This is a genomic window from Paenibacillus medicaginis (assembly GCF_042138635.1).
GTDB classification, from domain to species: domain Bacteria; phylum Bacillota; class Bacilli; order Paenibacillales; family Paenibacillaceae; genus Paenibacillus; species Paenibacillus medicaginis.
Map to the genome: position 1 here is coordinate 46,658 of NZ_JBHIRY010000014.1, position 23,974 is coordinate 70,631.

The 23,974-nt window shown below is 52.8% G+C and carries 25 protein-coding genes; 5 read left to right on the forward strand and 20 right to left on the reverse strand.

What is annotated here, in order from left to right:
* Nucleotides 1-87: 87 nt before the first annotated feature.
* The 18 genes from ACE5LO_RS15075 to ACE5LO_RS15160 form a co-directional block, all read right to left on the reverse strand.
* On the reverse strand, nt 88-261 hold the full coding sequence (locus ACE5LO_RS15075) for a hypothetical protein (RefSeq protein WP_375355192.1): 174 nt from the start codon (nt 259-261) through the stop codon (nt 88-90).
* Nucleotides 262-293: 32 nt separating this feature from the next.
* Entirely contained in the window at nt 294-1,508 is a 1,215-nt protein-coding gene (locus ACE5LO_RS15080; RefSeq protein ID WP_375520843.1) for a glycosyltransferase family 4 protein, read from the reverse strand.
* Between the two features lie 56 nt (nt 1,509-1,564).
* Complete coding sequence (locus ACE5LO_RS15085; RefSeq protein WP_375520844.1) at nt 1,565-1,735, reverse strand: hypothetical protein; 171 nt, start codon at nt 1,733-1,735, stop codon at nt 1,565-1,567.
* A gap of 48 nt (nt 1,736-1,783) precedes the next feature.
* Entirely contained in the window at nt 1,784-2,506 is a 723-nt protein-coding gene (locus tag ACE5LO_RS15090) for a glycosyltransferase (protein ID WP_375520845.1), read from the reverse strand.
* Nucleotides 2,503-3,438 (reverse strand): NAD-dependent epimerase/dehydratase family protein, encoded by a 936-nt coding sequence (locus ACE5LO_RS15095; protein ID WP_375520846.1) that lies wholly within the window; start codon nt 3,436-3,438, stop codon nt 2,503-2,505. The genes ACE5LO_RS15090 and ACE5LO_RS15095 overlap by 4 nt, the downstream gene beginning before the upstream one ends.
* Nucleotides 3,402-4,247, reverse strand: coding sequence for a dTDP-4-dehydrorhamnose reductase family protein (locus ACE5LO_RS15100; protein WP_375520847.1), 846 nt, complete (start codon nt 4,245-4,247; stop codon nt 3,402-3,404). The genes ACE5LO_RS15095 and ACE5LO_RS15100 overlap by 37 nt, the downstream gene beginning before the upstream one ends.
* Entirely contained in the window at nt 4,244-5,230 is a 987-nt protein-coding gene (locus tag ACE5LO_RS15105) for a polysaccharide biosynthesis protein (RefSeq protein ID WP_375520848.1), read from the reverse strand. The genes ACE5LO_RS15100 and ACE5LO_RS15105 overlap by 4 nt, the downstream gene beginning before the upstream one ends.
* The gene (wecB, locus tag ACE5LO_RS15110) at nt 5,217-6,314 is read right to left on the reverse strand and encodes a non-hydrolyzing UDP-N-acetylglucosamine 2-epimerase (protein ID WP_375520849.1); all 1,098 of its coding nucleotides are present in this window, start codon (nt 6,312-6,314) and stop codon (nt 5,217-5,219) included. Before wecB ends, ACE5LO_RS15105 begins: the two co-directional genes overlap by 14 nt.
* A complete protein-coding gene (locus ACE5LO_RS15115; protein ID WP_375520850.1) occupies nt 6,311-7,813 on the reverse strand; it encodes a glycosyltransferase family 4 protein in 1,503 nt (500 codons plus the stop codon). Before ACE5LO_RS15115 ends, wecB begins: the two co-directional genes overlap by 4 nt.
* A 42-nt stretch (nt 7,814-7,855) precedes the next feature.
* Nucleotides 7,856-8,983 (reverse strand): CgeB family protein, encoded by a 1,128-nt coding sequence (locus ACE5LO_RS15120; protein ID WP_375520851.1) that lies wholly within the window; start codon nt 8,981-8,983, stop codon nt 7,856-7,858.
* A gap of 35 nt (nt 8,984-9,018) precedes the next feature.
* Nucleotides 9,019-10,101, reverse strand: coding sequence for a CgeB family protein (locus ACE5LO_RS15125; RefSeq protein ID WP_375520852.1), 1,083 nt, complete (start codon nt 10,099-10,101; stop codon nt 9,019-9,021).
* Nucleotides 10,102-10,329: 228 nt separating this feature from the next.
* Nucleotides 10,330-10,725, reverse strand: coding sequence for a FliH/SctL family protein (locus tag ACE5LO_RS15130; RefSeq protein WP_375520853.1), 396 nt, complete (start codon nt 10,723-10,725; stop codon nt 10,330-10,332).
* Nucleotides 10,709-11,035, reverse strand: coding sequence for a hypothetical protein (locus ACE5LO_RS15135; RefSeq protein WP_375520854.1), 327 nt, complete (start codon nt 11,033-11,035; stop codon nt 10,709-10,711). The genes ACE5LO_RS15130 and ACE5LO_RS15135 overlap by 17 nt, the downstream gene beginning before the upstream one ends.
* Entirely contained in the window at nt 11,032-11,373 is a 342-nt protein-coding gene (locus ACE5LO_RS15140; protein ID WP_375520855.1) for an alpha-helical endospore appendage domain-containing protein, read from the reverse strand. The genes ACE5LO_RS15135 and ACE5LO_RS15140 overlap by 4 nt, the downstream gene beginning before the upstream one ends.
* A gap of 25 nt (nt 11,374-11,398) precedes the next feature.
* On the reverse strand, nt 11,399-11,686 hold the full coding sequence (locus ACE5LO_RS15145) for a nucleoside-diphosphate sugar epimerase (RefSeq protein ID WP_375520856.1): 288 nt from the start codon (nt 11,684-11,686) through the stop codon (nt 11,399-11,401).
* A gap of 159 nt (nt 11,687-11,845) precedes the next feature.
* Nucleotides 11,846-12,616, reverse strand: coding sequence for a glycosyltransferase family 2 protein (locus ACE5LO_RS15150; RefSeq protein ID WP_375520922.1), 771 nt, complete (start codon nt 12,614-12,616; stop codon nt 11,846-11,848).
* The gene (locus ACE5LO_RS15155; protein ID WP_375520857.1) at nt 12,607-13,527 is read right to left on the reverse strand and encodes a glycosyltransferase family 2 protein; all 921 of its coding nucleotides are present in this window, start codon (nt 13,525-13,527) and stop codon (nt 12,607-12,609) included. Before ACE5LO_RS15155 ends, ACE5LO_RS15150 begins: the two co-directional genes overlap by 10 nt.
* Nucleotides 13,524-14,345, reverse strand: coding sequence for a glycosyltransferase family 2 protein (locus ACE5LO_RS15160; RefSeq protein WP_375520858.1), 822 nt, complete (start codon nt 14,343-14,345; stop codon nt 13,524-13,526). The genes ACE5LO_RS15155 and ACE5LO_RS15160 overlap by 4 nt, the downstream gene beginning before the upstream one ends.
* Before the next feature lie 500 nt (nt 14,346-14,845).
* Here ACE5LO_RS15160 and ACE5LO_RS15165 point away from each other — a divergent pair, with 500 nt between their 5' ends.
* The gene (locus ACE5LO_RS15165) at nt 14,846-16,507 is read left to right on the forward strand and encodes a M4 family metallopeptidase (protein WP_445993906.1); all 1,662 of its coding nucleotides are present in this window, start codon (nt 14,846-14,848) and stop codon (nt 16,505-16,507) included.
* Nucleotides 16,508-16,700: 193 nt separating this feature from the next.
* On the opposite strand, the gene ACE5LO_RS15170 is transcribed toward ACE5LO_RS15165, so the two are convergent.
* Nucleotides 16,701-17,855: a glycosyltransferase family 4 protein gene (locus ACE5LO_RS15170; RefSeq protein ID WP_375520859.1), complete on the reverse strand. Its 1,155-nt coding sequence runs from the start codon at nt 17,853-17,855 to the stop codon at nt 16,701-16,703.
* A 186-nt stretch (nt 17,856-18,041) separates the two neighbouring features.
* On the opposite strand from ACE5LO_RS15170, the gene ACE5LO_RS15175 reads away from it, so the two are divergent.
* Both ACE5LO_RS15175 and asd read left to right on the forward strand, forming a co-directional pair.
* Nucleotides 18,042-19,166 carry a YheC/YheD family endospore coat-associated protein gene (locus ACE5LO_RS15175; RefSeq protein WP_375520860.1) on the forward strand — a complete coding sequence of 375 codons (1,125 nt, stop codon included), beginning with the start codon at nt 18,042-18,044 and terminating at the stop codon, nt 19,164-19,166.
* A gap of 89 nt (nt 19,167-19,255) precedes the next feature.
* Complete coding sequence (gene asd / locus ACE5LO_RS15180) at nt 19,256-20,056, forward strand: archaetidylserine decarboxylase (protein ID WP_375520861.1); 801 nt, start codon at nt 19,256-19,258, stop codon at nt 20,054-20,056.
* Between the two features lie 154 nt (nt 20,057-20,210).
* Here the strand turns inward: asd and pdxR are convergent, their stop codons facing one another.
* Nucleotides 20,211-21,683, reverse strand: coding sequence for a MocR-like pyridoxine biosynthesis transcription factor PdxR (pdxR, locus tag ACE5LO_RS15185; RefSeq protein WP_375520862.1), 1,473 nt, complete (start codon nt 21,681-21,683; stop codon nt 20,211-20,213).
* 146 nt (nt 21,684-21,829) lie between these two features.
* Between pdxR and ACE5LO_RS15190 the strand changes: the two genes are divergently transcribed.
* Both ACE5LO_RS15190 and ACE5LO_RS15195 read left to right on the forward strand, forming a co-directional pair.
* Complete coding sequence (locus tag ACE5LO_RS15190) at nt 21,830-22,444, forward strand: pyridoxamine 5'-phosphate oxidase family protein (RefSeq protein ID WP_375520863.1); 615 nt, start codon at nt 21,830-21,832, stop codon at nt 22,442-22,444.
* A gap of 172 nt (nt 22,445-22,616) precedes the next feature.
* Nucleotides 22,617-23,915 (forward strand): aminotransferase class I/II-fold pyridoxal phosphate-dependent enzyme, encoded by a 1,299-nt coding sequence (locus tag ACE5LO_RS15195; RefSeq protein ID WP_375520864.1) that lies wholly within the window; start codon nt 22,617-22,619, stop codon nt 23,913-23,915.
* The last annotated feature ends 59 nt before the right edge of the window (nt 23,916-23,974 follow it).

Below are 23,974 nucleotides of genomic sequence, written 5' to 3' on the forward strand. Positions count from 1 at the left end.
AGACTTTCACTCCCTGTAAAGATGATTCCGCAAAGAAAACCTCACCCTAGATGGTCGCAGGGCATTCAGGCGAGGTTTTTTAAAAGGTTATTTACCCTCTTCCAGCAAGAGTGACAGAAGCGTCTGATCTGGCAATGTATACTCTTCATGGAGTCCCATGTTGATCTTATTCCAGATGTTATAGTCCACATACAGATCCGGGTGTGGCTGCCGAACAGTAAATATCCCGTTAAAGAAATCACTAATCACTTTAACTTTCATGGTTTTCCTTCCTTTCCCTTCGCCTGTATCCTTCATCTATATACTTTATTTGAAACACTCTCATAAGTCTGAATATATTTTCCGATCATTTGATCCATTGACCAGTGTGCCGTCCCCCATGCTTTAGCCGCCGCTCCCATTTGGGCCCGAACATCGTCGCGAGACAGAAGATATTCAAGCTGAGAGGCTAACGCATTTACATCTCCCACGGGTGAGACGAGACCTGTAACTTCGTGCTGGACCATCTCCGGAAGCCCTCCGGCATTGGACACCACAGCAGGCAATCCTGAAACCTGAGCCTCCATCACCGAAAAAGGCATATTATCCTGAACACTGGGATGTACAAAGATATCCGCCTGCTGCAGCAAGGCGGGAACATCTTCCCGGCTCCCGAGAAAAAGGACATCCCCACCGAGTCCCGCTTGCAGCGCCTGCTGCATCAGTTCCTCTTTCTTCTCCCCGTCCCCTGCGATCCAGCACACCCAGTCGCTTCGGCGCTGCTTGAGCTGCTGCAGAGCGGAAATGAGAAAATGCAGCCCTTTAATATAAACCAGACGGGCAGGACAAATCATCACCTTCTTTCCGGGAGGAGCAGCCATATCGGTGCCGTTGGCACAAACGGACCAGAATTGATCGAAATCCAGACCGTATTGGAAAGTGCTGATCTTCTGCTCGGGAACCGCAAACTCTTCCACAAGAATGTTCTTCAGCCAGTTGGTTGAAGTTATCGTGGCATCCGTGGATACACCTCCGAAATGCTCCAAAGCCCAGTAGTATTTCCATATCGGCGATTGCCGGTATCCGGCGTCCAGATTCACAAGCCTGATTTCCCTCGCAACTGAGCCGTGGATGGTGGCAACCAAGGCGGTATGCTTGCTTTTCACCCTGCTCATTGCACGCGTTGAGATGATATCCTGTGTATGAATGATGTCGTAATGGTCCAATCCGAAATATGCCGCAGACAACTCCATGCAATACCGGTCCAACTCTGCATTATAAACCCAGGTATCCATGTGCATGAGGGGAGCCGTCGTCTCATTAAGATTTTTGCTCAACATAGGAAAGATGCTCTCCTTGCTTACTTCCTTCCCCTGATTGACCATATGATATTTAGTACTGTCCGGCGCATTCCCGAACAAATCGACGGTATGCCCCAGCTTCTCCAGTTCGCGCTTGATCTGCAGCATAAACGGCCAGACCCCTCCCACATGGGGAATCGGCCAATACGTTGCCAGTAAAATATTCACAGTTCATCACTCCTTTCTGAAGGATGCCACTTGCGGGCAAGGACCTTACATATTATTTACGCCTTTCCGACCAGGACTGCCAGAATCCTCGGATCGGGCACTGTATACCCTGGAGGGAGTTCCATATTGATCTTGTTCCAGATGTTATAGTCCACATATATATCCGGATGTGGCTGACGAACACCAAATATCCTGCTGTATAAAGCACTGGTTACCATAACTCTCATCGTTTTCCTCCCTTTCCCTTCGCCTGTCCTTCACTTAGATCTGACGACTCAAACGCAAATGCGTCGCAGCATTTCCTGAAAGCGGGGCTGGTAACGGGCCTGTAGCTGATCATACTCCGGTTTGATTCTAGCCGAATGCAGTTGTGTACCCATTTGGCTATGCACACGATAATTCGTCAAAGCCATATCCAGATACATCGTAAAATGACCGCCGAGCAGCACACGGTACCACATATCCAGATCATGCGTGTAAGGAAGGGTCTCATCGAACAGGCCGATTCGACCAAACAGTTCCCTTTTGAACATGACTGTACATCCATTCACCGGGTTGGCCGTGGCAAAGCACTCCAGAAACTGCCTGGTGGAGATAAACGGCTCGCCCGCGCGCAGCTTGGTTATCTTGCCTTGGTCATCGATATAATTAAAATTGGTATGGGAGATGAAGGACTTATGCTCCTGCATAAAATAAACCTGATTATTGATTTTATCGGGGTGAAAGGCATCATCTGAGCTCAGCCACGTAATATAGTCTCCGGATGCATGACGGATGCCGTGATTTAACGCACTCGCGGTGCCGCCATTAGACTTGCCAAGATAGTGAATATATTTGAGGTAAGGCTTCACCCTGTCCTTATGATCCGTCGAACCATCATCCACAAGAATGACTTCAATCGCCCGGTAGCTCTGGTTCAATGCACTGTCCAGAGCCTGTTCAACGTAATTACAGTTATAAAATGGAATAACGATCGATACCTTCGGTCTGGATCTCATACCTCCCCTTCCTCTCCGTTTCGAAAATAATCCAGACAATCAGCCAGCGACTGGTGTAATGGAATGGACGGGCTCCAGCCCCTTGCCTCCAGCCATTCCGCCCGTTGCAGCTGTCCCGGGGCTGCTTCTCCTTCCTGCCCCCATTCAATTTCCGCCTGCCGGCCGCTCCCGGACAGTGACAGCATATGATCGACCACGGTGCCAAGCCCCTGTTCGGTTCCCGAGCACACCGGATAGACCTTTCCGCTCTCTCCCTGCTCCAACAGCAGCTGGTAGGCCCGCAGCGCATCGCGGACATCCAGGAAATCACGGACCGCCTTTCGTGAGGAGACATGGAAAGGTCCCGGGGACTCTTTCCGCTCGGAACGGACAATATGACGTGCCAGCAGAGCGCAAAATCCGGTGGATGGCCCCGGTCCGATCAAATTGGAGGACTCTGCCGTCACAACCTCCTGCTTGAACAGAACGGACCAGGACCGGGCTGCAGCCTGCTGCAGCCCTTTACTGAGACCATACGGGTGGACAACACGCTCTGGTGCTTCAAGCGATGCCTTCAGTCTGGAGCCAGCCACCAAAATTCTGCACTGCGGAAGCTGGCGCAACGCATCAAGCAGATACACCGTACCCATCACGTTGGCCTCCATAAAACGAACAGGATGCTCCCATGATTCGGACACCGCATTTTTGCCGCCAAGGTGGAGAACATAATCCGGATTAAGACTGGCGACAAGCTCCCGCAGACGCTGATGATCCAGAAGATCACACTGGTAATAGACCACATTATCCAAGCCTTCGGGTTGCTTCCGGGACTCGCGAACGAGCCCCGCAACGCTCATGCCGATCGAAGCAAAGTGAAGACAAGCGTTCAAGCCAGTAAATCCGGCGGCACCGGTAATCAGAATGACTGGCATTCTCGGGGATTTCTTATCCATAAGAGCAATTCCTCCAGCATATCGCGGTAATCGGGAACAACATATTTCATGTCCGGGCGCGTTGACCGCAGCGTCCGGTCTTGAACTGGCATATCCACCGGAATAATGGACACATCTTCTTTGCCCCAGATTTTCTGCATCAGCTGCAGTAAATCATGCTTACTCACAGGCCGCGGACATGCCAGATGAACGAGGCCGGACAGCTCCTGCTTGACAAGAACATCGATGGCCTTGGCCAGTTCGAGTGTGGTCACTCCATTCCACATCACCTGCCGGTATCCGCTAACTTCACCCTTTTGCCGCATGAACCATTGAAACAGGCCAATGCCGCCATCACGAATTTCAGGGCCGATAATGGATGTCCGTATCGTCAGATGTCCGGCCTCTACAACCTCTCCAAGTGCCTTCGATTGTGAATAGACACTGGTCCCATCAGGCTGATCCCGTTCTGCGTAACCTCCACGTGTACCGGAGAACACACAATCCGAGCTGATATGAACAAGCTTCGCGCCGACGAGATCGGCTGCTTTCCTCAGCCGATGCGGCAAAATGCCGTTGAGCTCGTAGGCTCTCACTTTGTCTTGCTCAGCAAACTGATTCAGGACGCCCACCGCGTTAATAATGACAGATGGTTGTACGGTCTTGATGATGGACTCCACCATGCCGAAATCCGCAGCGTTCAGCAGCAAACCATCCGTATCCTCCGCATCGCGTGTCGTGTAATACACACGATGCTCCTCCTGTTGTCTGAAATATTGAACCAGCATATGTCCTGCCATCCCATTCCCGCCAAAAACGAGAATCTTCATCTGATGAAGCCTCCCTGCCGCAGAATGGCCCGAATCTCGTCTTCGGACATCAGATTATACTCCGAACTGAAGCTGCTGAACGAGACCGGCGGGCAATGCTGGTAATGCTCCTTAAGACCTGGTATATTCAGCGTTGGCAGGATAATCAGGTACTGATCGTCGTACACGACGGTTGATTTGCTTTCGAAATCGCTCATCAGAATTTCATGAATTTTCTCGCCAGGGCGAGTCCCCCTTTCAACAATCTGCACATTTTTCACGCCCGAAGCTTCAATGAGCACATGAGCCAAATCGACGATCCTGCACGTCGGCATGGTGATGATAAAGATTTCGCCCCCTACACTTTCGATGGAAGCCTTGAAGAGAAGGGATATGGCGTCGCTCAGTGTAATAAAGAAGCGGGTCATATTCATATCCGTGATGGAGATGACACCCTTTTGCCGAATCTGGCTTTGGAACAGATGAACGACGCTTCCATTCGTGCCAAGCACATTGCCTCCCCGCACCGTGACAAATTTGGTCGGGCCGTTAAGCAGGTTGGCATAAACAATCAGCTTCTCGCCAATAGCTTTAGTCATTCCATAAAAGTTCGAGGGGTTGGCCGCCTTGTCCGTCGAAATGTAAATGACCTTTTCCACCTTATTGGCCAGCGCTGCCTCGATCACATTCTGCGTGCCTACAACGTTCGTTTTAAGAGCTTCATAGGGCTGATCCTCACAGATCGGAACATGCTTTAACGCAGCCAGGTGATACACGTAATCCACCCCCTGGCAGGCTGTCATAAGGGCCTCCCTGTCCCGGATATCTCCGATACAGAAGCTGAGCCGGCTGTCCTCGAAATGCCTGCTCATCGTGACCTGGCTGGACTCCCCGCGTGAGAACACGATGATCTCGCGGGGCTCGAACTGCAGCAACTGCGCAATAAGCTCATAACCCCATGAACCCGTGCCGCCAGTAACCAGAATCCGTTTATTTTTGAACATGCCTTTCCCCCCCAAGCAAATATTTGACCACTTTATCGGAAACATCTTCGACCAGGTATCCGGCTGGACACAGCCAGCCTTTGTTCATCTCCGTCATCAGCACCGTCGCACGTTCGATGGCAGGTCCATCGAGACCTGACACGACATTGCTGCCGCAATCCACGGTTTCCGGCCGTTCTGTCGTCCGGCGCATCGTGACCGTCGGCACCTGCAGAACACAGCATTCCTCCTGCACGGTCCCGCTATCGGTCAGCACACAACGCGCATGACGCTCCAGATGAACAAAATCGAAGAAACCGAAAGGCTCATGCAGTTCAATTAACGGGTGCAGGCTGATTTCCGGAAAGGCTGCGATTTTTGTAGCCGTGCGGGGGTGAAGACTGCAGATCATCCGCTGCCCGAATCTTTCCGCGATCCTGTGAAGCCCCTCCAGAATCGCTTTGAGATGAGGAGCATGGTCCACATTTTCCGCACGGTGTGCAGTAACCAGAAAATAGCCGTTCTTGGAAAGGTCAAGCTTTGTCAATATATCACTGCTGTTGATCTGGGAGTCGTAGTGCTTCATGACTTCATAAATCGGATTCCCTGTGAGGATAATCCGCTGTACGGGAAAACCCTCGCGGAGCAGATGCTGCTTGCTTTGCTCCGTGTAAGGCATATTGATGCTTGAAATAGCGTCGATGATCTTCCTGTTCTTCTCCTCAGGCACATCCAGATCGAAGCAGCGGTTGCCGGCTTCCATATGCACCACAGGAAAGCCTAGTCGTTCGGCCATCACAGCGCATAACGCGCTGTTCGTATCCCCCAGCAGCAGTACACGGTCCGGTTGCTCCCGCAGCAGGATCTCTTCCATACTTGAGAACATGGCGGACAACTGAGATCCAAGGCTGCCCGCTTTTTCCTGCAGCACATAATCCGGCTTGCGAAGACCCAGCTCACGAAAAAACTGCCCGCTCAAGCTTTCGGTGTAGTTCTGCCCGGTGTGCACGAGTACATGCTTTTCAGCCCATCTATCTAATTTTCGTAGAATCAGGCTAAGGCGGATAATCTCAGGTCTTGTACCCAGAATCGTCAGTATTTTCATCTGCCCGCCCCCTTTCTGCGCGAGCCGGTGCTCATTCTGCCTTTCCTTGCCAGTCTCTGTTTGCGTCGTCCGGTCGCGGCCCGTTTGGGAAGCCTGCGCTTGCGCCGGTCCGAAAGGCGGCTTCTTTTCTTCCCGCGCCGGGTTATGCTGCGGATTAACCGTGCTTTCCTGCGTAGACGTACCGTTCCGCGTTTGTTCGGCGCGGGTTGAGCAGGCCTGGCCGCATCCTGTACAACTGCATTCGGCTGCACCTCTGCCCCCGCCAGCTCGACCGGCGGCCCCGCAGCCGCTTCGTATAATCGCTGTGGACTAAACCACTCCGGCCGTTCATTCATCCATCGCTCGACCATTCCTCTTAACTTGCCTTGATAAGCCTCCAACCCGTAAATCCGGTCTGCCTCCAGCCGGTTGCGCCAGCCTATCGCTCTGCATTCCTCCGGGTTGCTGATGAATCGGGACACGGAGGCCACCAGACCGTCACTGTTTCCGGGCTCAACCAGAAACTCCCCGTTGCCCGTCTGCTGCATCAGCTCGGCCAGTCCGCCCTGAGCAAAGGCAACGACCGGTCTGCCATACATCAGCCCCTCAAGTGCGGTGAGACCGAAGCCTTCCTCCACCATGCTCGGCACTACTACTGCATCCATTACGCCGTACACCTTCGTCAGGGAAGCTTCAAAGCTGGTCAGGATAAACCTTTTGCTATACCCTGATTGCCGGATCATCGAAATGCATTGCGAATAATAAATGGAATCCGAAGGTTTACCGATAATCCAGAACCTGCACTGCGTGTAGCGGCTGCACAGCTTTAAAGCCATTTCAACAAAGTACAGCAGACCTTTGGCCTCGTAAATAAATGAAGAGATATACCCTACACAAAAATGGGAACCCTTCAGGCCCAACTGAGCCCTCTTTTTTTCTCTAACTTGGCTCAACTTTTCCAATTCCTCTGCACTAATGCTTCGCGAGGGCTCGACCACGCTTGTTTTTCCAGCCGGCAATCCCCGCATCAGAGGAGCGAGCACCGTATGCGATATACCAATAACCCAGTCACTGTACCGGTCGAGCACCCGTACTGCTGCAGCAGTGTGTTCATTGGTTCTGATCACTTCTGTGATTTTCCATATAACGGGAACGCCAGCCGTTTTGGCGGCTATGGCAGGCAGCACATTCACACATGTATTGGTTAGAACCAAATCCGGCTGCATACTTCTGATCAGATGCACGATTTCTCCAAAAAAAGGATCATTCCTCAACTGTTCCACCTCATGCTCCAATCCCTCATAAGGTGTGTACATGTTGTAAAGGAGCGGAAAGGCATGAATCTCGACAGTGATTCCCTTTTTCCGCGCTTCCGCCGTTACTTTCCCTTCAACCGGTGCGACCAGCACACAATCAAAATAAGCGGACATTTCCTGGCAGAAACGCAGGAGCAGCCTTTCGGCGCCCGTTATTGTAAAAGCATTACTGACGTGGCTGAACAGCATCATACGAGGTTTCATTGCCATCGGCCTCCTTTCTCCTGCTTCAATGCAGCGCCTCCGTTATGGAAACAGGATGGAAAGCATCTGATGAAGCCTATGGGCATACGTATGTTCCTTCAATGTCCGTTCAAGACCTCTCAGTGCGATCTCTTGGCGCTCCTTATCATGGGTGAGATAGTATTCGATCTTTTCGATCAACTCCTGCGGTGTACTGTAGGTTTCGATTTCCTCTCCCGGCTTATAGAAACTGGCCATGTTGTCCCGCGCATCCGTGAGCTGAAAGGCTGAGGCCGCACAGATCTCAAAACATCTCGGATTAGGGGACGCTGCCGGAATTTTCAAAATAGCATTATTGTTAACCGAATCATCCAAATGTGAACGATGCAGATTAATAACAATTTTGGAGCCGTTGTACAGTTGATTGGTATCCTCTGGCCCGTGCCATTTGTTCACATCGATTTTGCTGGCGTACTGATGATAGTTTTCGATCCGGTCCCACCAGAGGCCGTTAATCCCCGTATTGTAGGACATCAGCTGCGGCATGATTGGATTCATGAAATAGACGCGGCTCCAGTATGCTGAACCTGTGAAGTTAACATCCCGACGTACGACGGACGGAACTGTCAAAGGAAAGTAATGGTCCCGGTAAGCTGCGAAGGGTAAATAGTGTACAGAGGAGCAGCCCAGCTGGCGGTAAAGATCAATGCAATTGATCTCCAGGGTGAAGATATCATCAAAGTGGGGAGCCATTTGGGATGTTGTGTCGGTATAATAGGGATCATCTGTCAGCCATACAGCAGTCCGGATGCCTTTGTTGCGAATATCATCTACCTGATTTAATGGAATCTCCATGCCATCCAGCGCCAATACCAGGTCAGGTTTAACCTGAGCGGCAATATCGGCAATCTGCTGGCGCGGATCCGCAATCGTCACCTGCCGCACCATATCCTGCAGTGTTGCAATAATGGCCTGATCTATCGGCGAATATGGATACAGCTTGCCGGAGGACACATACAAAATGTGCAGCGGGCGTACCGGGAACGCTGTTCCCCTGCGGGCGGCAATGGCATTCGCTCTCCCCCTGAAATAACCTTCTTCATAGCCGGCATGCATCCCGCTTTCACGTCCTCTATTGTAGGAGACAGCCGCAGCCAATGAATTTACATTTACCGGTTGCTGCTCTTCCATGCAGTTCACTCCTGTTCGTTGGGATTCCGGATGCTCTAACTCAAGGCAAAGTTCAGCAGCTTCGGTATTCGGCTTGTAAACGTATGGTTTTGTCGTGTCGTATGCACGCCCCGCCAGGCAATATGCTCACGCTGCATGCTGTGTTTCAGGTAGTAGTTTATTTTGGCCTTTAACTCATCTGCGTTCTCGAACGTTTCGAGATCATATCCGGGGCGGTAATGATTGCCCAAGTCATCACGTATATCGGTCAACTGTAATGTCCCGCACGCGCTGATCTCGTAGGTTCGCGGATTGATGGACATCGCAGACTGCCGGTAGGTGTTTTTGTTGTCCATACCCATTTCGCTGGGACGGTGAAGATTAATCACAATCTTCGAAGCATTGTAATAATTCACCGTCTCCGTCGGCTCCATCCAGCCGTCCCGGATAAACTTTCCGAGCAGATCGGTTCGCTTCAGACGATTCCAATGTCCACCTGCAATCATCACCTTTTTATCCGCCAGAAAAGGCGCAAGCTGATCAAACAGTTCCACCCTGTTCCAGAATCCACTCCCTATGAAACAGACATCATATTGGAAGTCGACGCGGCGGGGACGAAAAATCTGCTCATCCACCCCAAGAGGCATGTAGTGAACATGTTCGGCGCCAAGCGACCGGTAAAACGGGACACAGGACAGCTCGTGGGTAAATACAACATCATACTGCAGCGCGATGACGGAAGTTTCTTCTGTAAAGTAGGGATCATCTGCAAACCATATCCCTGTTCGAATACCAAGTGCCCTTACGTTCTGAACCTGTTCAAAATGATCTGGCGGAAACACATGTAGCCCGTTCATAACCAGCATAAAGTCGGGGCGAAAGGCCGCTGCCGTCTCAAGCATCGTTTCCGGTGTCCCTATCAGACACTCTTTTGTACACCGCTGAAGTGCCTCAGCCACTCCTCCATCTATGGCCTGGAACCCTTGAGGGATGAACAGAACCCGGCAATCTATCATCTGCGGATATACAGGGGTACGCTCCACCATCGCCTGGCAGCCTCCCAGTCTCCTTCCCTCGCTGTAGCCGAGGCGGAATAAACTGTCTCTCCTTTTTATCCTTCGACGTTTCGCCACCAGCATCACCCGTCTTCTTGTAGACTCGACTTCCGTCTCTTAACCTATATATGCCGCAGCGTAAGAGGTATCATGGACGACTGTCTCCGTAAGGACAAAAAATGGCGATTGTCCACTCTTAATCCGCCTATGTCATAGAAGCAACCCTTTAGATATCCAAAAAAAGAAAAACGGCAGCCAGCCACAAGCAGATGCCTGCGGCTGATTGCCGTTTTTAACGTTCGCCTATAAGGCCTACGCCTGATTGGACAGACTGCTGCCTTCTTCGTAGCCTTTTGCAAAACCTTGGTCGAAACCTTCCTGGTAAGCATCCTCATACCCTTTATTGAATGCCGTTGCATCATGGGGCAGCATCGTACCGGGCGCGACGCCCACTGCCTGTGGGTCAATTACCGGTGCCTGGGCAGGAACCGTGGGCGTTTCAACCGGAACTGTAAAATCCCGCGGGTGGACACGCTGCTTTGGACGAAGAAAGCGCCGTCGTCTCAATAGCTTTGGCGTCCGTTTACGCCGGAGCAATCCTCTTCTCCGTACTTTCGGCCTGCGTATGCTTCTTCTCTTTAAAAGGGGTTTTCCGTAGCCCAATCTTTTTTTGCCTGTTTTCTTCCTGAGGCTAAGTTTCAGTTTCATACGGTTCCTCCTTCCTTGCATGCCGGTCTGACACAGGGGCATATACACCTTTCATCCTGCTCATCCACGGCAGGGCGGGGCTTCCCTTCACCTGCCGATTCAACGAGATCCCTGTGACTTTGATCATACGGGTAATCTGTTCCTGGTAGGACGCCAGAAGACAAAGCGTTTCCTCCAGACTCTTGGCTGATATGCCCGAATGGGGAATGACATCCGATACGCTGTTCATCATCCTTGCTACAGCCTGCTGGCTTGCAGCAATCGATTCCAGAAACGAAAGCTTTACCTCCTGCTCGCTTCTCCCGTTCATGTATCGAAATCTTCCCCGCCCATGGCATCTCCCATAAATCCGCCCATGCCGCCCGAACCGGAACCTTCGTCTCCATCCAGCAGTGCCTTCATGTTATTGCAGAGCCCTGTCTGCACGCGGGTTAACCCCTCCAGCATTTCGACCAGCTGCCCGTGAATTTCCAGCGGCTTTTTAAGCTGGTCCTCGTGCTGCTCGAAGGTCTGAGCTCCGACATGATTGATGATCCAGTTGCGGGCCTTCTCAGCTTCAACTGTTTTGGCCTCCAGGATCATAGCGATATCCCACTGCATTTTTGCAGCAGATTCCAGCATACGCATCATGGCCTGTTCTCTGCTCATGCTTTCCTCACCGCCCGATTCACATCTACTCCTCGTCCTGCACGTTCATTTCCTTCTTTACCCTCTCCAGAATCTCCGCCATGGACTCCTGCAGATCGGCGAGACCATTCAGGTAATCGATCACACTTTTATTCACTGCGGACGAGTTGTCCATCAGCCCTTCCAAACTGCCGAAATCCGGGTCCTCATCCGGCAAATTATGAATAATTTGCGCCATGCGGACGGCGACATGTCTTTCCGTATCCAGCAATCTGGCCAGTTGTTCCTGGGCTTGGGATATATGCTGCATAATTTCATTAACCTTCTGTTCCATATGCTTTTCCCCCTTGCTCCGATTTACCCTGACTCCAAATCGCTTACCAGCATGCACAGAATCTGTACTGACGTCTATACATACCTATTCAAAATCAGGGCTCCTGGTTCTTAAGAAAAATATATATCGACGCACATTCAATGAACTCCCCATTTTCTCCTAAAACACGGACTTGGCAGCTCCTGTCGGTTTCTTGATATAACGTCCGGGATCCACCCGCCATTTATCTACAAACCGTTGATAATTACGCTGTATCAGTTCCTTCAACGCTTCCTCTTCCATCAATTTGAAGCTTGCGCTTCCCTTATGGTGGACAAAGCAATCGCCGCATGCAAGCAAGCGGAATCCATGCGCCCGAACCCTGAAGCAGTAATCGTCATCCTCATAATGGCCACCGCTGAAGATCTCATCCAGATACCCTACCCTCTCCAGCAGCTGCCTGCGGAATAAAAGGCAGAGGCCCACAAGTCTTTCCGTTTCGATCCAACGGGTCGGATCGCTCCGATTGTTGCCTGTGGCAAAGCGCAAAAAAGCTTCCATGCTGTCCGCTCCGGTCTCCACCTGCTGAATGCCGCTAGCGTAATTGGTGACAGGCCCCACCATTCCGACATGCTTGCTGCTGTGCAGCGCAGTATACAAATTGTTCAACCAGCCCGGCATCACGGTCACATCATTGTTCATCAGGAGCAGATGATCGCCCGCAGCCAGCTTTAATCCCATATTACAGGCGGCCGCATAGCCGCGGTTGTCCGGATTCCAAATGCTGATGATCCGCTCTTTTTCACAATAAGCCCATGTTCCGTCATTCGAACCGTTGTCAACAACAATGATTTCATAAGGGAGGTCCGAAAAATTGCGGATTGCATCCACACACGGCCGCAGCAAATGCAGGCCATTGTAGGTTGGAATAATAATACTAATCAGCGCAATAGCCCATTCCTCCTTCTGGCAAGGTCAACCCGGACCATAGATGGAGACGCCGGAATCCTGCCTCTCCCCGTCATGGTGAGCACATAAGCCACAGCTTCGGCATGATCGCCCACAATCAGTGCTTCCACCGGATTACCGGCTCCCTGGTTCAAGGAATTGCGCCCTCTGTTACGGCTGAGCACATCTACGGTATGAGCAGGGGCAACCTTCATCCCTTTCAGCATCGCGGCAGCCTGTGCCAACGGAGGTACGGCAAGCAGCTCTGCTCCGATCTCTTGCAGACAGCGACGGGAAAGGGCATGAGGAACAGCTGTCATCGAATCGCGCCCCAAGTCGGGGCGCTTCAACAGCCTGTTCAAGGAGCCCTTGCACCGGGTCACACTGTCCTGCCTTTTGAACGGAGGCAGGAGCGGGGTCAAGTGATTCAGCGCCACATCGCAGCCACGTTCTATCGCGGACAGAAACGGGTAGAGCTCCACAGCGGGGATCCTCATGTCTCCGTCCACGAATAAGACACAATCAGCCGTGCTCAGCCGTGCGCCGATCCCCCGTCCTACATCATATCCAAGCTTTTCAGGAATGTTCACAATCACAATGTTTGGAAATTCAAGCGCCCTGCGGTACGTCCCGTCAGTGCACCCATTCAGCACGACGATAATTTCCTGTAGGGGGAGACGTTTGAGCTCATTAAGCACATCGGCGATTGTATTCTCTTCATTACATGCCGTTACAACAGCTGCTGCCGATATGTTCAAAGTAAAAGAGGTGTTGGCAGACGGATGCCTTCTCCTGCTTTTTTGTAACGAAGGCTGTGCCGATGCTGGCCGCACCCTCCGCTTGCCCTTGGTTCGCCCCCGGCGCTTCGCCCGGCGCTGCAGTCCGGGAACGGATTTATCCTTCTCACGAATCATGACGGCCTCCCCCCGACAGCGCTGCGCCTTCGCCCCAGATCACTGAATCCGGCACGGGGACCGAGATGTTCGGTTAACCAGCGGATTGCTTGCATATGATCTTCCAGCACAAAATCCTCCAGCGGATCTTGCCTGTCGTACCATCTCTTGACATTCATTTTTCCGACTTGAACAGCAGATGCCGTTTTTACTTTTAATCCCGCGACGACAGCCATAGCCTGAGCGAGCGGTGGCTGTCCCAAAGCGTCCCCAACCATTTGGACGGCTTTGCGGCTCAGCGCATGAGGCACCGTCATTAAGGAGGCTCCCTTTAAATCAGGGCGGCTCAACAGGATGTTCAGCACAAATTTGGCTTCAACGACCCTATGAACCGGATCCCGGTCTACAGGTCCGCTGTAGCTGTTCAGTGCCACATCAGCGCCACGCATGACGGATTCAATAAAGGGCTGCAATTCAGCGGCCGGAATAACCATATCCGCATCCAGAAAAAGAAGGATCTCCCCCGCAGCAGCCTCGGCCCCGATCCGGCGTCCGACGTCATGGCCAAGAGGCTCCGCATACCGGATTACTTTAGCTCCGGCTGCAGCGGCCAGTGCAGCAGTGTTATCCGCTGACCCGTTGTCCACAACAATAACCTCCACTGGATGGCTGACACGGCAAGCCTCTTGGACAACTCTGCCGATGGTTCGGCCTTCATTCATCGCGGGAATGATAACGGATACCAAGGGACGTAAGATCCGGCGGGGGAGTCCCCTCTCATTCAGCCTTGCCGGAGCGTTCTTTTTTGTTCGCATAAACCTCCGTTGCCTTCTCTTCATCAGTCTGCGCCCTCCTTGCATCAACGCTGTAAGCCTTCAGCATTCTATGAAGCACGGAAGTCCTCCGTAACGGCCTTTGTCCTAATCTATCAAAGTTCCCTGTACAAAAAGCTTGCCATTTTTCAGCGGATTTCAGAGAAAAATCTCAAAAAACCTCTTCTCGAATCTATGAATCTGTGATAATATCAATTTCAGATTCGAAGGACTTACAAATAATAACTTTTATGTATACCAACCCCTGTCCTTTTGCATCCCTGCTACGCATCAACTCTATCACGAAGGGAGGACTGCCCATCTGACTTGTACAACCCCTGTCTGCTTACTTCTGCTTCACAACTCTGCTTATGCAAAATGAATTTTCCTCTGTGACCTCTACTTCAAATCAGCTTGCTTCCTGATCCTGCTAACGATGCTTTTCTTTCCACCGGCTACCAGACATCTGATACCGGAAAGGCAATTTCCAGCACATCTAAAAATCTGTTTATAGGAGAGTGGATGAAATGCGGATGAAAAAAACGGGAACGCTCCTGGCAGGAGGCACGCTGCTTTTTGGTGTACTTGCCTCGGGTGCAGGCGCTGAACCCTCGGACAGCAGTCCTGTGGAATTAACGCCAAAGTTTGTAACAGAGGTCGCAAAAGCGCCGGCTTCTGCCCCCAATGATCAGAAAGTATTGAATTTTTTGCAGAAAAGCGCCAAAACACTCGGCTTGAGCAGTCAGAGTGTGCAGAAACAGCTGAGAATTGTCAAACGTGAAAAGGACAGCAACGGCTTGCTGCATTACCGCCTGCAGCAGTATATCGACGATATCCCGGTCTACGGAGCGGTGCAGACCGTACATTTGGATAAGGAGGAACAGATCACCTCTCTTCTCGGTGCCGCAATCGCCGAAAGCTTTCAAACCATCCCCGGCGGCACAACCCCGAAAATCAGCGCAGCCGATGCCGTTTATATTGCGGAGCAGGAAGCTGCTGCCCGTATTGCCAAAGAGCTGGACAATGCCGAGGTAACGGATGACGTGTACGCGGTAAACAGCCTTGAGGAAGACCGGATTTCGCTTTCTGACTCTGTGCTGGGTGAACATGCGGCCGCGCCTAAAGCGGAGCTCTATATTTATCCGGAAGGGGATGCTGCCCGGCTGGTATATATGACAGAGGTAAACCTGATTGAGCCTGTCTTGCTTCGCACTCGCTACTTCGTTGATGCTCAGGATGGCAGCATTGTGTTCCAATACGATATCCTGGGCATGGCTACAGGCAGAGGAACAGGCGTGCTTGGCGATTCCAAAACATTCACGACAACCCAGTCAGGCAGCACCTATCAGCTAAGAGATACGACCAGGGGGAACGGAATCATAACCTATACCGCGAACAGCAGATATACCTGGCCCGGCACATTGCTGACAGATACGGATAATGTCTGGACAGACGCTGCGGCGGTCGACGCCCATGCTTACGCTGCCGAGGTTTACGATTACTATCTCGACAAATTCAATCGCGACAGTCTGGACGGCAACGGCTACCAAATCCGATCCACAGTCCACTATGGCAGCCGTTATAATAACGCGGGCTGGAACGGTGTAGGCATGGCTTATGGCGACGGCGACGGAGTGCAATTCCGACAGCTGTCCGGTGATCCAGACGTAGTCGGCCATGAGCTGACCCATGGAGTGACCGAATTCACCTCAGGCCTGGAGTATCTTAACGAGCCCGGAGCGCTTAACGAAGCATTCTCCGATATTATTGGCAATGATGTCCAGCGCGCGAACTGGCTGATTGGCGATGATGTTTACACCCCCGGAATTCCCGGAGATGCATTAAGATCGTTGGCCAATCCTGCGCTGTATGATCAGCCCGACCATTATGATGACCGCTATAGAGGCACGGCGGATAACGGCGGTGTTCACACGAACAGCGGCATTATTAACAAAGCGTACTATTTGACGGCTGCAGGCGGAACGCACCATGGTGTGACTGTGCCCGGGATCGGACGCGACAAGGCTGTGAAAATCTACTATAACGCCTTTGTCTATTATTTGACGCCAACGTCCAACTTCGCAGCCGCACGTGATGCCCTCGTTCAATCTGCCGTTGATCTGTACGGGGCAGGCTCCGCCGAGGCTACCTCTGTCGGTCTGGCATTCGATGCGGTTGGCGTCCATTAATCTGCAGGGCAAGGCCATCGGCAGTTGACATTATCGCGGACTGGGTATCCAGGTTATTTTCAAAATACTACATATATTCTCATAAATGGCGGTATCCCGGTCCGCTCCTATTGTTCTTGAAAAAATAACGGCCTGTACCTGCGGTTCCGGTGAAGGACATACAGGCTTACAGGCCGTATTTGTTCTCTTCCGTTCATTTATGGGCTACCTGTTCGATGATTTCCGCCCACCGCCGTGAAGAATGCTCCCACAAAAAGCGGCTGCCCGCTTCCCTCAAGCCCGCAAGCCCCATCCGCCTTCTTGTCAGCGGCTCCTGCAGCAGTCGTATAATCGCTTCGGCAAGCTCCTCCTCCATCCGTTCGGGCGAGATCAGCATGCCCGTAATACCGTCCTTTACCACCTCCGGAATTCCTCCCGTACGTGCTGCCACCACTGGCACCGCCGCCGCCATCGCTTCCAGATTGACCAGACCGAAGGCCTCGTCCCGCAGCGAGGGGACAACGACAAGATCTGCAAGCTGATACCAGCCCGGCAGTTGATCATGGGGAGTGTAAGGGATAAAGCGCACATGATCTCTTACGCTCTCCGCCTGTGCCTGCAGTTGCCTTGTATACGCTGTGGAGCGGCGTTTGCCGTAAAATGCGCTCCCGACCACGAGCAGCAGCACATCCGGACAGAAGACGATAATCCGGGGGAGCGCCTCAATCAGCCGATGCACCCCTTTGCCGGGGACCAGCCTGCCTACATACAGAAGAATTCTCCGATTCTGCCAGCCAGCCTCGTACAATCTGGCCGCGCGTTCCGCTTCGCCTTCCGCAGTCCACCGCTGCCGAAAACGATCGATCTGAACCCCGGGGTAATTGATCGTTATCTTGTCCGCTGCCTGCGGCGCCCTGCTGATGACTGCCTGTTTGACATATTCACTGTTCACCACGATTTTGTCGACAGGTGCAAGCAGCTTGCTTTCCTTGCCCGGAATCATGTAAGGAGGGCGCATAAAGGTGGTGGAATGAAGCGTCAAAATAACAGGCATGCGGGGAAAGGCTTTCTTGATCCTGTAAGCTGCAAAAGGGCGGTTGTGTACATCCGCGAGCTGGGCAGGCCATCTTTTTATGGCCTTGATGACAGCGGGGATATATTTTTTGCCGCGCGGAAACCGGATGCACGGGATGCGCTTCAGTCGGCCCCGTGCGGATAGACCCTCCCCCCGAATCCCGTAAATCCGCGTTCGGTACGGATCGGCAACAGGTGGAATCGTATGCTCAATCACCCGTTCAACAGAGCTGCTTCGGAAAGAGGGAATGACAAAGGATCCTGGTGTCACAACAACCAGCCTGGGAGAACGCACTGCAGCATTCACCCCCTTTCTCAATCGGTTTATATATCATCATATACAGCATCTTCTGCGGGGGAAGGTTTTTAGCCCGAATTATGTAAATATAAACAACTTAAGTCAATTGCCATGTCCCTTGCGACCAGACGAGTACATATAATGTCATTGTTCAATCACTGTACTTGACAAGGAGGATTGGCCATGCCCCTAGAGTACGCCGGTATACTGCTAAGCTCTGCCGCATACAGCAAAATTCCAACAGGACGGACAGGTCATGAATCGCTGTTGAACTATGAAGAAGCCGGCGGTCGCTACGGGCTGATCCCGTGCTACCTGTGCTTGAAGGATATCAACCTTGCCACACGCGAATGCATCGCTTACATCCAGCATAACGGACGCTTCATCCGGGCGGTGATTCCGTTGCCCTCCGTGATTCACAACCGCGCCATACACGGGGGCCGGGCAAGCAGGATGAAGCTGGCAGCCCTTTGGAAGAGTGGCGTGCGCATTTACAACCTGCAGACCCGTTTCAGCAAATGGGATACTCATACGGTACTGTCCCAGCATCCGCAACTGAGCCACCACGTACCCGTAACGTCTCAGTTCAGACGAACTGCTCTGCAGAAAATGATGGGCCAGTATGAGGATCTTATCATAAAACCCTGCTTCGGCAGTGTCGGCAAAGGGATTATGCGTCTGCAAAAAAGCGGCGGCCTGTGGAAGCTTCAGTATAAGCAGAATAAACAATCAAGCCCGGGAAGTCATAAATGGGTGACAAAATACCTGAGCCGGCAAGAAGTGCTCTATAAACTGGGCAGAATTACGAGAAACGAGCCGTTCATCATCCAGCAGACCATTCCGCTGGCGGTCTGTGGCGGACGCCCGTTCGATATTCGCATGACAGTGCAGCGCGGCTATGGTGGAGACTGGACCTTGACCGGCATGTTCGCTAAAATTGCACCACCCTATACATTTGTCTCTAATGTAGGGCAGGGCGGTTCGGCGGCTTCCGTGACTGAAACGCTGGCCTCCGTTTTCCCCGGCTTCGATGTCCAGGTGCTGATTGACAGACTTAGGAGTTTTGCCCTTCAACTCGCTGAAGCGCTGGCTGAGAAGCTTCCGCACCTTGCGGATGTCGGGCTGGACGTCGGGATTACAGAGCAAGGTGAGCTTTACTTCATTGAATGCAACGGCCGCGATTTGCGTTACGGTTTTAACAAGGCTGGTATGCTTCATGAATGGAAAATGTCGTACGCCCACCCTATGGGCTACGCCCGCTGGCTGCTGGATCAACGCGCACAGCTCCCCCATGGCCTGCCATATTGATTTACATCACGTATTATGTCAATATAATGCAGAGCGGCCGGGCACGATTCGGTTCGTAAGGCCCTGAACAATAACAAGGGGGAGCAGTAATGACAAAACGGTGGCTGCGGCTGATGACAGAGCTCTCATCTCGCAAATGGGTCTGTCGGTTGATGGGGGCTTTCGCTCAAAGCGGTGCCAGCCGGCATATCATCCCTACATTTATTCGAACCTATCGTATTACAGCGGAGGAGGCCGAGCAGGACTGGAGGCAGTATCCTTCGCTGAATGCTTTTTTTACACGCAGGCTGAAGGCGGGCGCGCGACCGGTACATGCAGCCCCGGACATCATGGTCAGCCCGGTTGACGCTTTGATTACATACAACGGCGGGGTCACTGCCGGTATGCTGCTGAATGTGAAAGGGCAGGATTACACGCTGGAAGAGCTGCTTCATTTCTCGCCCCGGCTTGAGAAGTATACACACGGACACGCCTTTGTTCTCTACCTGAGTCCAACGGATTATCACAGGATTCACGCGCCGGTTACCGGAAATCTGGTTGAAAAAGAGCATGTGAAGGGCAAAGTGTATCCGGTAAATGATTTTGGACTTACCCATATGAGAACCGTGTTAAGCCGCAATGAACGCAAAATCGCATATATTTCCCACGAATACGGAGAAATAGCCCTGGTCAAGGTCGGGGCCATGAATGTAAGCAGCATCCGCTACACCGATGAAGACGCCAAATCCTGGACGGCCGGCGACGAGCTGGCTTATTTCGAGTTTGGTTCTACGGTTGTGCTGCTGACGGAGAGCGGCACGTTTACACCCGATCCTTCCCTGCATCAGGGAGCAAGGGTGAAAATGGGCGAAGCGCTCGGCCGTTTTGTATCGGACAAGCCCGGCTCTTAAGATTTACAGCGGGTGCGCCATTTAGAGCCTGGGGCGACCACGATCTATTAACGATAGCAATAGCAGGACAATTGCATCCGTCTTTAAAACCACCGGTTGGAGGAGCCGCCTCCTTTCCGGTGGTTTTTCTGTCATACCGCAAAATAAAACGGGCTCACTTCAAGCTTTGCCATGCCGCCGCCAGCCTTCTCGCTCCCTCCTCCAGCCGCTCCTCATCCAGGTGTGCAAATCCCAAACTGACGGATGGGGAAGCAGGAACAAGATGATAAGCGGACATGTCCCTGAGAATGACCCCATGCGCGGCGGCAGCCTCCATAAAAGCTGGATAGCAGGCCGGGTCCTGCTTCCAGCGAGCGTAGATATGCAGGCCGGCATCACCCGGCTCCAATGCAAACAGCCTGGAGGCATGGCGGCTCATGCTTTCGCGGAAATGATCATGCCTGGCTCCATAGAGCCTGGTCATGCGCCGCAGGTGGCGCGCATAGCTTCCGCGGGCCATGAAGCGGGCAAGGGCCCGCTGCTCCAGCAATCCGGGCGGGAGCGGATCGTAGAGCCCTTTAGCCGCGAGCAGCGGACCAACAAGTGCGGGCGGCACCACGGCATAACCCAGCCGGAAGTCGGCCAGCATCGTTTTCGAGAAGGAGCCGATATAGATGACACGTTCTTCCGTATCCAACGCCTTCAGCGGCTCAATCGGCCTGCCGCCCCAACGGAACTCACTGTCATAATCGTCCTCGATAATGACGGCATTGTGGCGGGATGCCCAGCCGAGCAGCTCACGGCGTCTGCCCAGGCTGAGCACCGCGCCTGTCGGATATTGGCGGGCGGGCGTGACGAACAGCAGCCTGGAATCCCAGCTCCCGGGGATGATACCATCCCGGTCCAGCCCCGCTGGCAGCGGATTACCCCCGCATGCTCTCACTGCGGTCTGAATACCCGGATAACAGCTCTGCTCCAGCACGACGTTATCTCCCTCCGCAACCAGAAGCTGTGTCAGCAGGGCGATGCCCTGCATGGAGCCGCTGAAGAGCACGATGGTGTCTGCATCCGCCCGAATGCCGCGTGTGAGGCGCAGATGGGCGGCGATGCCTTCGCGCAGCTCGGCGGCCCCCGCGCGGTCCTCCACCCCAGGCTCCGCTGCTTCACGGGCCGCGGCATAAAGCGCACTTTTCCACTCTTCATGCGGAAAGTGCTCCCGCTGCATGCCCTGTGGAATCAGGCTGATCAAATCCTTGTGTTTGGGACCCTGCCGTCCTGGAATGACCGTGTCCTGTGGGCCATACTCCTGTCGGACGCAGTCCTTAATCCGCATCAGTCGCTGTCCCCAGGGAGAGAGCACGATGCTTGACTCCCGGCCCGCCTCAGGCTGCGGGCTGGCCGCAGGTGCGACGAACGTCCCCCGCCCGACTTCAGCCTGCACATATCCGTCGGCCAGCAGCATATCGTACGCCTCCGCCACCGAGCCGCGCGACAGTCCGTAATGCTCCGCCAGCCAGCGCGACGAGGGCAGCCTGGTCCCTCCCTGCAGCGTGCCGTTAAGGATGGCATCACGCAGAGCATGATATAGTGCGGCATATTTATATGGGTGCTTTTCCAAATAAGAATCGAGCGGCAGCATGAACTCCATTACGAAATACTGAACCCCCTTCGGCATAAAAATTGGTCTAATATAATTACTTTAAATTGGCTCTTATTTCATGTCAATTTGCAGTTTATGCTGAAAAAACAAGTTGCCGGGTCATATCCCGCCAGTTTTATAGGGAGGTTGCATACATGAGAAGAGAAGAATTTACAGTGACAGAAGAAGAGGAAATTCGCAGCTATTTGCATGGCATGAGCTTCGGTTTTTTAGGCACGGTCGGTCCGGACGGGCGGCCGCGTGTTACACCATTAAATTTTGTATACGAAGACAGCTGCTTTTACTTTCACGGCAGCTATGCCGGAGAGAAAATGAAGCATCTGCAGAGCAGCGATACCGTAAGCTTTACGGTCGCCGACGAATATGCGCTGATCCCGTCCTATTTTGAAGACCCCGAAATGGCCTGCCCCGCTACGTCCTACTTCAAAAGCGTAACAGCTTCCGGGCGGGCGGAAGCGGTGCGTGAGTTAGACGAGAAGGCACGGATTTTCACAAGCTTTATGAGCAAGCTGCAGCCGGAGGGCGGATATGCGCCAATCGACCCGCAGGATGACCGCTACAGAGTTGCTCTCAAAGCCGTATCCCTGACACGCATCGTACCTGAATCCATAACCGCCAAGTTTAAATTCGGCCAAAATCTGGAGCAGACTGACAGGGACAGCCTGATCAGACAGCTCGAAGAGCGCGGGCAAAACCGCGATCAGGAAACGGCGGACTTAATGCGCCAATACTGCCCTTTTCATCAATGATTACACAGCTTAACCCCGGATTTTCGCCTTCTGTTTTTCATGAGCTTTTCCCGTGACTGTAACGCGGTGAAATGCTATAATGATTGGCAGCAGAAAACAGAGCGGACCGTATGATCGCGATCCCTGCGCATTCCTGCAATAACCTTACATGACTGGAAGGATGAAAACCGGGATGAATCCACTGGCTGTGCAATTAAACCAAAGTATTCAGACAAGTAACGAGCATGTGTACGATATGCTTTCCCAGCTCGGCAAGGAAATTTATTTTCCAAAGGAAGGGATCTTGAGCCAGTCTGCGGAAGCGGGCAAGCTGGCCAAAAAATACAATGCGACGATCGGCATTGCCACAGAAGCAGGGGGACCGATGCATCTGGGCGTCATCCACGACAAGTTGTCGGCCTTCAGCCCGAAAGACCTGTATCCTTATGCGCCGCCTGCCGGCAAACCGGAATTACGCGCCGCATGGCGTGAGAAAATGCTGAAGGAAAATCCCGCACTGGAGCATAAAACGTTCGGAAATCCCATTGTCACCAATGCCCTGACCCACGGTCTGAGCATCGTGGCCGACCTGTTCGTCGAAGAGGGCGATGCCGTCATCTATCCCGACAAAAACTGGGAGAACTATGAGCTGACCTTCGGCATCCGCCGCCATGCCCGGCTTGTCAATTTCCCGCTGTTCACGGAGCAGATGACCTTCAACAGCCAGGGGCTGCGCGAAGCCCTGCTGGCGCAGAAGGATACCGGCAAGGCCATCGTCATTCTGAACTTCCCTAACAACCCTACCGGCTACACACCTGGAGCAAGCGAAGGCGAAGAAATCGTCGCCGCCATCCGTGACGCCGCCGAAGCCGGCATTAACGTTGTTGTTGTTACGGATGACGCCTATTTTGGCCTGTTCTTCGAGGATTCCCTGCAGGAATCGCTATTTGGCAAATTAGCATCCCTTCATCCGCGTGTGCTGGCCATCAAGGTGGACGGCGCCACCAAAGAGGAATATGTGTGGGGATTCCGCGTCGGTTTCATCACCTATGCCTCGGACAGCAGTGAAGTGCTGTCGGCGCTGGAGCAGAAGACGCTCGGCATTATTCGCGCCACCATTTCCAGCGGACCGCATCCGTCGCAGACTTTTGTGCTGGAAGCCCTGAAATCCCCGGCATTCGAACAGCAGAAGGCGGAGAAATTCGCCGTCATGAAGGGCCGGGCCAATACGGTCAAAGCACTGCTAGACAGCGGCAAGTATGATGATGCCTGGGACTATTACCCTTTCAACTCTGGCTACTTTATGTGCCTGAAGCTGAAGACGGTCCATGCCGAGGCGCTGCGTATCCATTTGCTGCAGCAGTACGGGGTCGGCACAATTGCCCTTGGCGAGCATGATTTGCGCGTTGCTTTCTCCTGTATTGAAGAAGAGTTTTTGGAGGACTTATATAATCTTATCTATCAAGGGATTCAGGATTTGCTGCAAGCATAGATTCATTTAGATCCATTTAAAAAGAGGGGTGCTCCCAAGCTATGATGCCGGGAGCCCCC

Bases quoted from the DNA above. Each gene is read 5' to 3' on its own strand.
- ACE5LO_RS15075 (WP_375355192.1), bottom strand. From the start codon at position 261: ATGAAAGTTAAAGTGATTAGTGATTTCTTTAACGGGATATTTACTGTT.
- ACE5LO_RS15085 (WP_375520844.1), bottom strand. From the start codon at position 1,735: ATGAGAGTTATGGTAACCAGTGCTTTATACAGCAGGATATTTGGTGTT.
- ACE5LO_RS15090 (WP_375520845.1), bottom strand. From the start codon at position 2,506: ATGAGATCCAGACCGAAGGTATCGATCGTTATTCCATTTTATAACTGT.
- ACE5LO_RS15095 (WP_375520846.1), bottom strand. From the start codon at position 3,438: ATGGATAAGAAATCCCCGAGAATGCCAGTCATTCTGATTACCGGTGCC.
- ACE5LO_RS15100 (WP_375520847.1), bottom strand. From the start codon at position 4,247: ATGAAGATTCTCGTTTTTGGCGGGAATGGGATGGCAGGACATATGCTG.
- ACE5LO_RS15105 (WP_375520848.1), bottom strand. From the start codon at position 5,230: ATGTTCAAAAATAAACGGATTCTGGTTACTGGCGGCACGGGTTCATGG.
- wecB (WP_375520849.1), bottom strand. From the start codon at position 6,314: ATGAAAATACTGACGATTCTGGGTACAAGACCTGAGATTATCCGCCTT.
- ACE5LO_RS15115 (WP_375520850.1), bottom strand. From the start codon at position 7,813: ATGAAACCTCGTATGATGCTGTTCAGCCACGTCAGTAATGCTTTTACA.
- ACE5LO_RS15120 (WP_375520851.1), bottom strand. From the start codon at position 8,983: ATGGAAGAGCAGCAACCGGTAAATGTAAATTCATTGGCTGCGGCTGTC.
- ACE5LO_RS15125 (WP_375520852.1), bottom strand. From the start codon at position 10,101: ATGCTGGTGGCGAAACGTCGAAGGATAAAAAGGAGAGACAGTTTATTC.
- ACE5LO_RS15130 (WP_375520853.1), bottom strand. From the start codon at position 10,725: ATGAAACTGAAACTTAGCCTCAGGAAGAAAACAGGCAAAAAAAGATTG.
- ACE5LO_RS15135 (WP_375520854.1), bottom strand. From the start codon at position 11,035: ATGAACGGGAGAAGCGAGCAGGAGGTAAAGCTTTCGTTTCTGGAATCG.
- ACE5LO_RS15140 (WP_375520855.1), bottom strand. From the start codon at position 11,373: ATGAGCAGAGAACAGGCCATGATGCGTATGCTGGAATCTGCTGCAAAA.
- ACE5LO_RS15145 (WP_375520856.1), bottom strand. From the start codon at position 11,686: ATGGAACAGAAGGTTAATGAAATTATGCAGCATATATCCCAAGCCCAG.
- ACE5LO_RS15155 (WP_375520857.1), bottom strand. From the start codon at position 13,527: ATGATTCGTGAGAAGGATAAATCCGTTCCCGGACTGCAGCGCCGGGCG.
- ACE5LO_RS15160 (WP_375520858.1), bottom strand. From the start codon at position 14,345: ATGAAGAGAAGGCAACGGAGGTTTATGCGAACAAAAAAGAACGCTCCG.
- ACE5LO_RS15165 (WP_445993906.1), top strand. From the start codon at position 14,846: ATGCGGATGAAAAAAACGGGAACGCTCCTGGCAGGAGGCACGCTGCTT.
- ACE5LO_RS15175 (WP_375520860.1), top strand. From the start codon at position 18,042: ATGCCCCTAGAGTACGCCGGTATACTGCTAAGCTCTGCCGCATACAGC.
- asd (WP_375520861.1), top strand. From the start codon at position 19,256: ATGACAAAACGGTGGCTGCGGCTGATGACAGAGCTCTCATCTCGCAAA.
- pdxR (WP_375520862.1), bottom strand. From the start codon at position 21,683: ATGGAGTTCATGCTGCCGCTCGATTCTTATTTGGAAAAGCACCCATAT.
- ACE5LO_RS15190 (WP_375520863.1), top strand. From the start codon at position 21,830: ATGAGAAGAGAAGAATTTACAGTGACAGAAGAAGAGGAAATTCGCAGC.
- ACE5LO_RS15195 (WP_375520864.1), top strand. From the start codon at position 22,617: ATGAATCCACTGGCTGTGCAATTAAACCAAAGTATTCAGACAAGTAAC.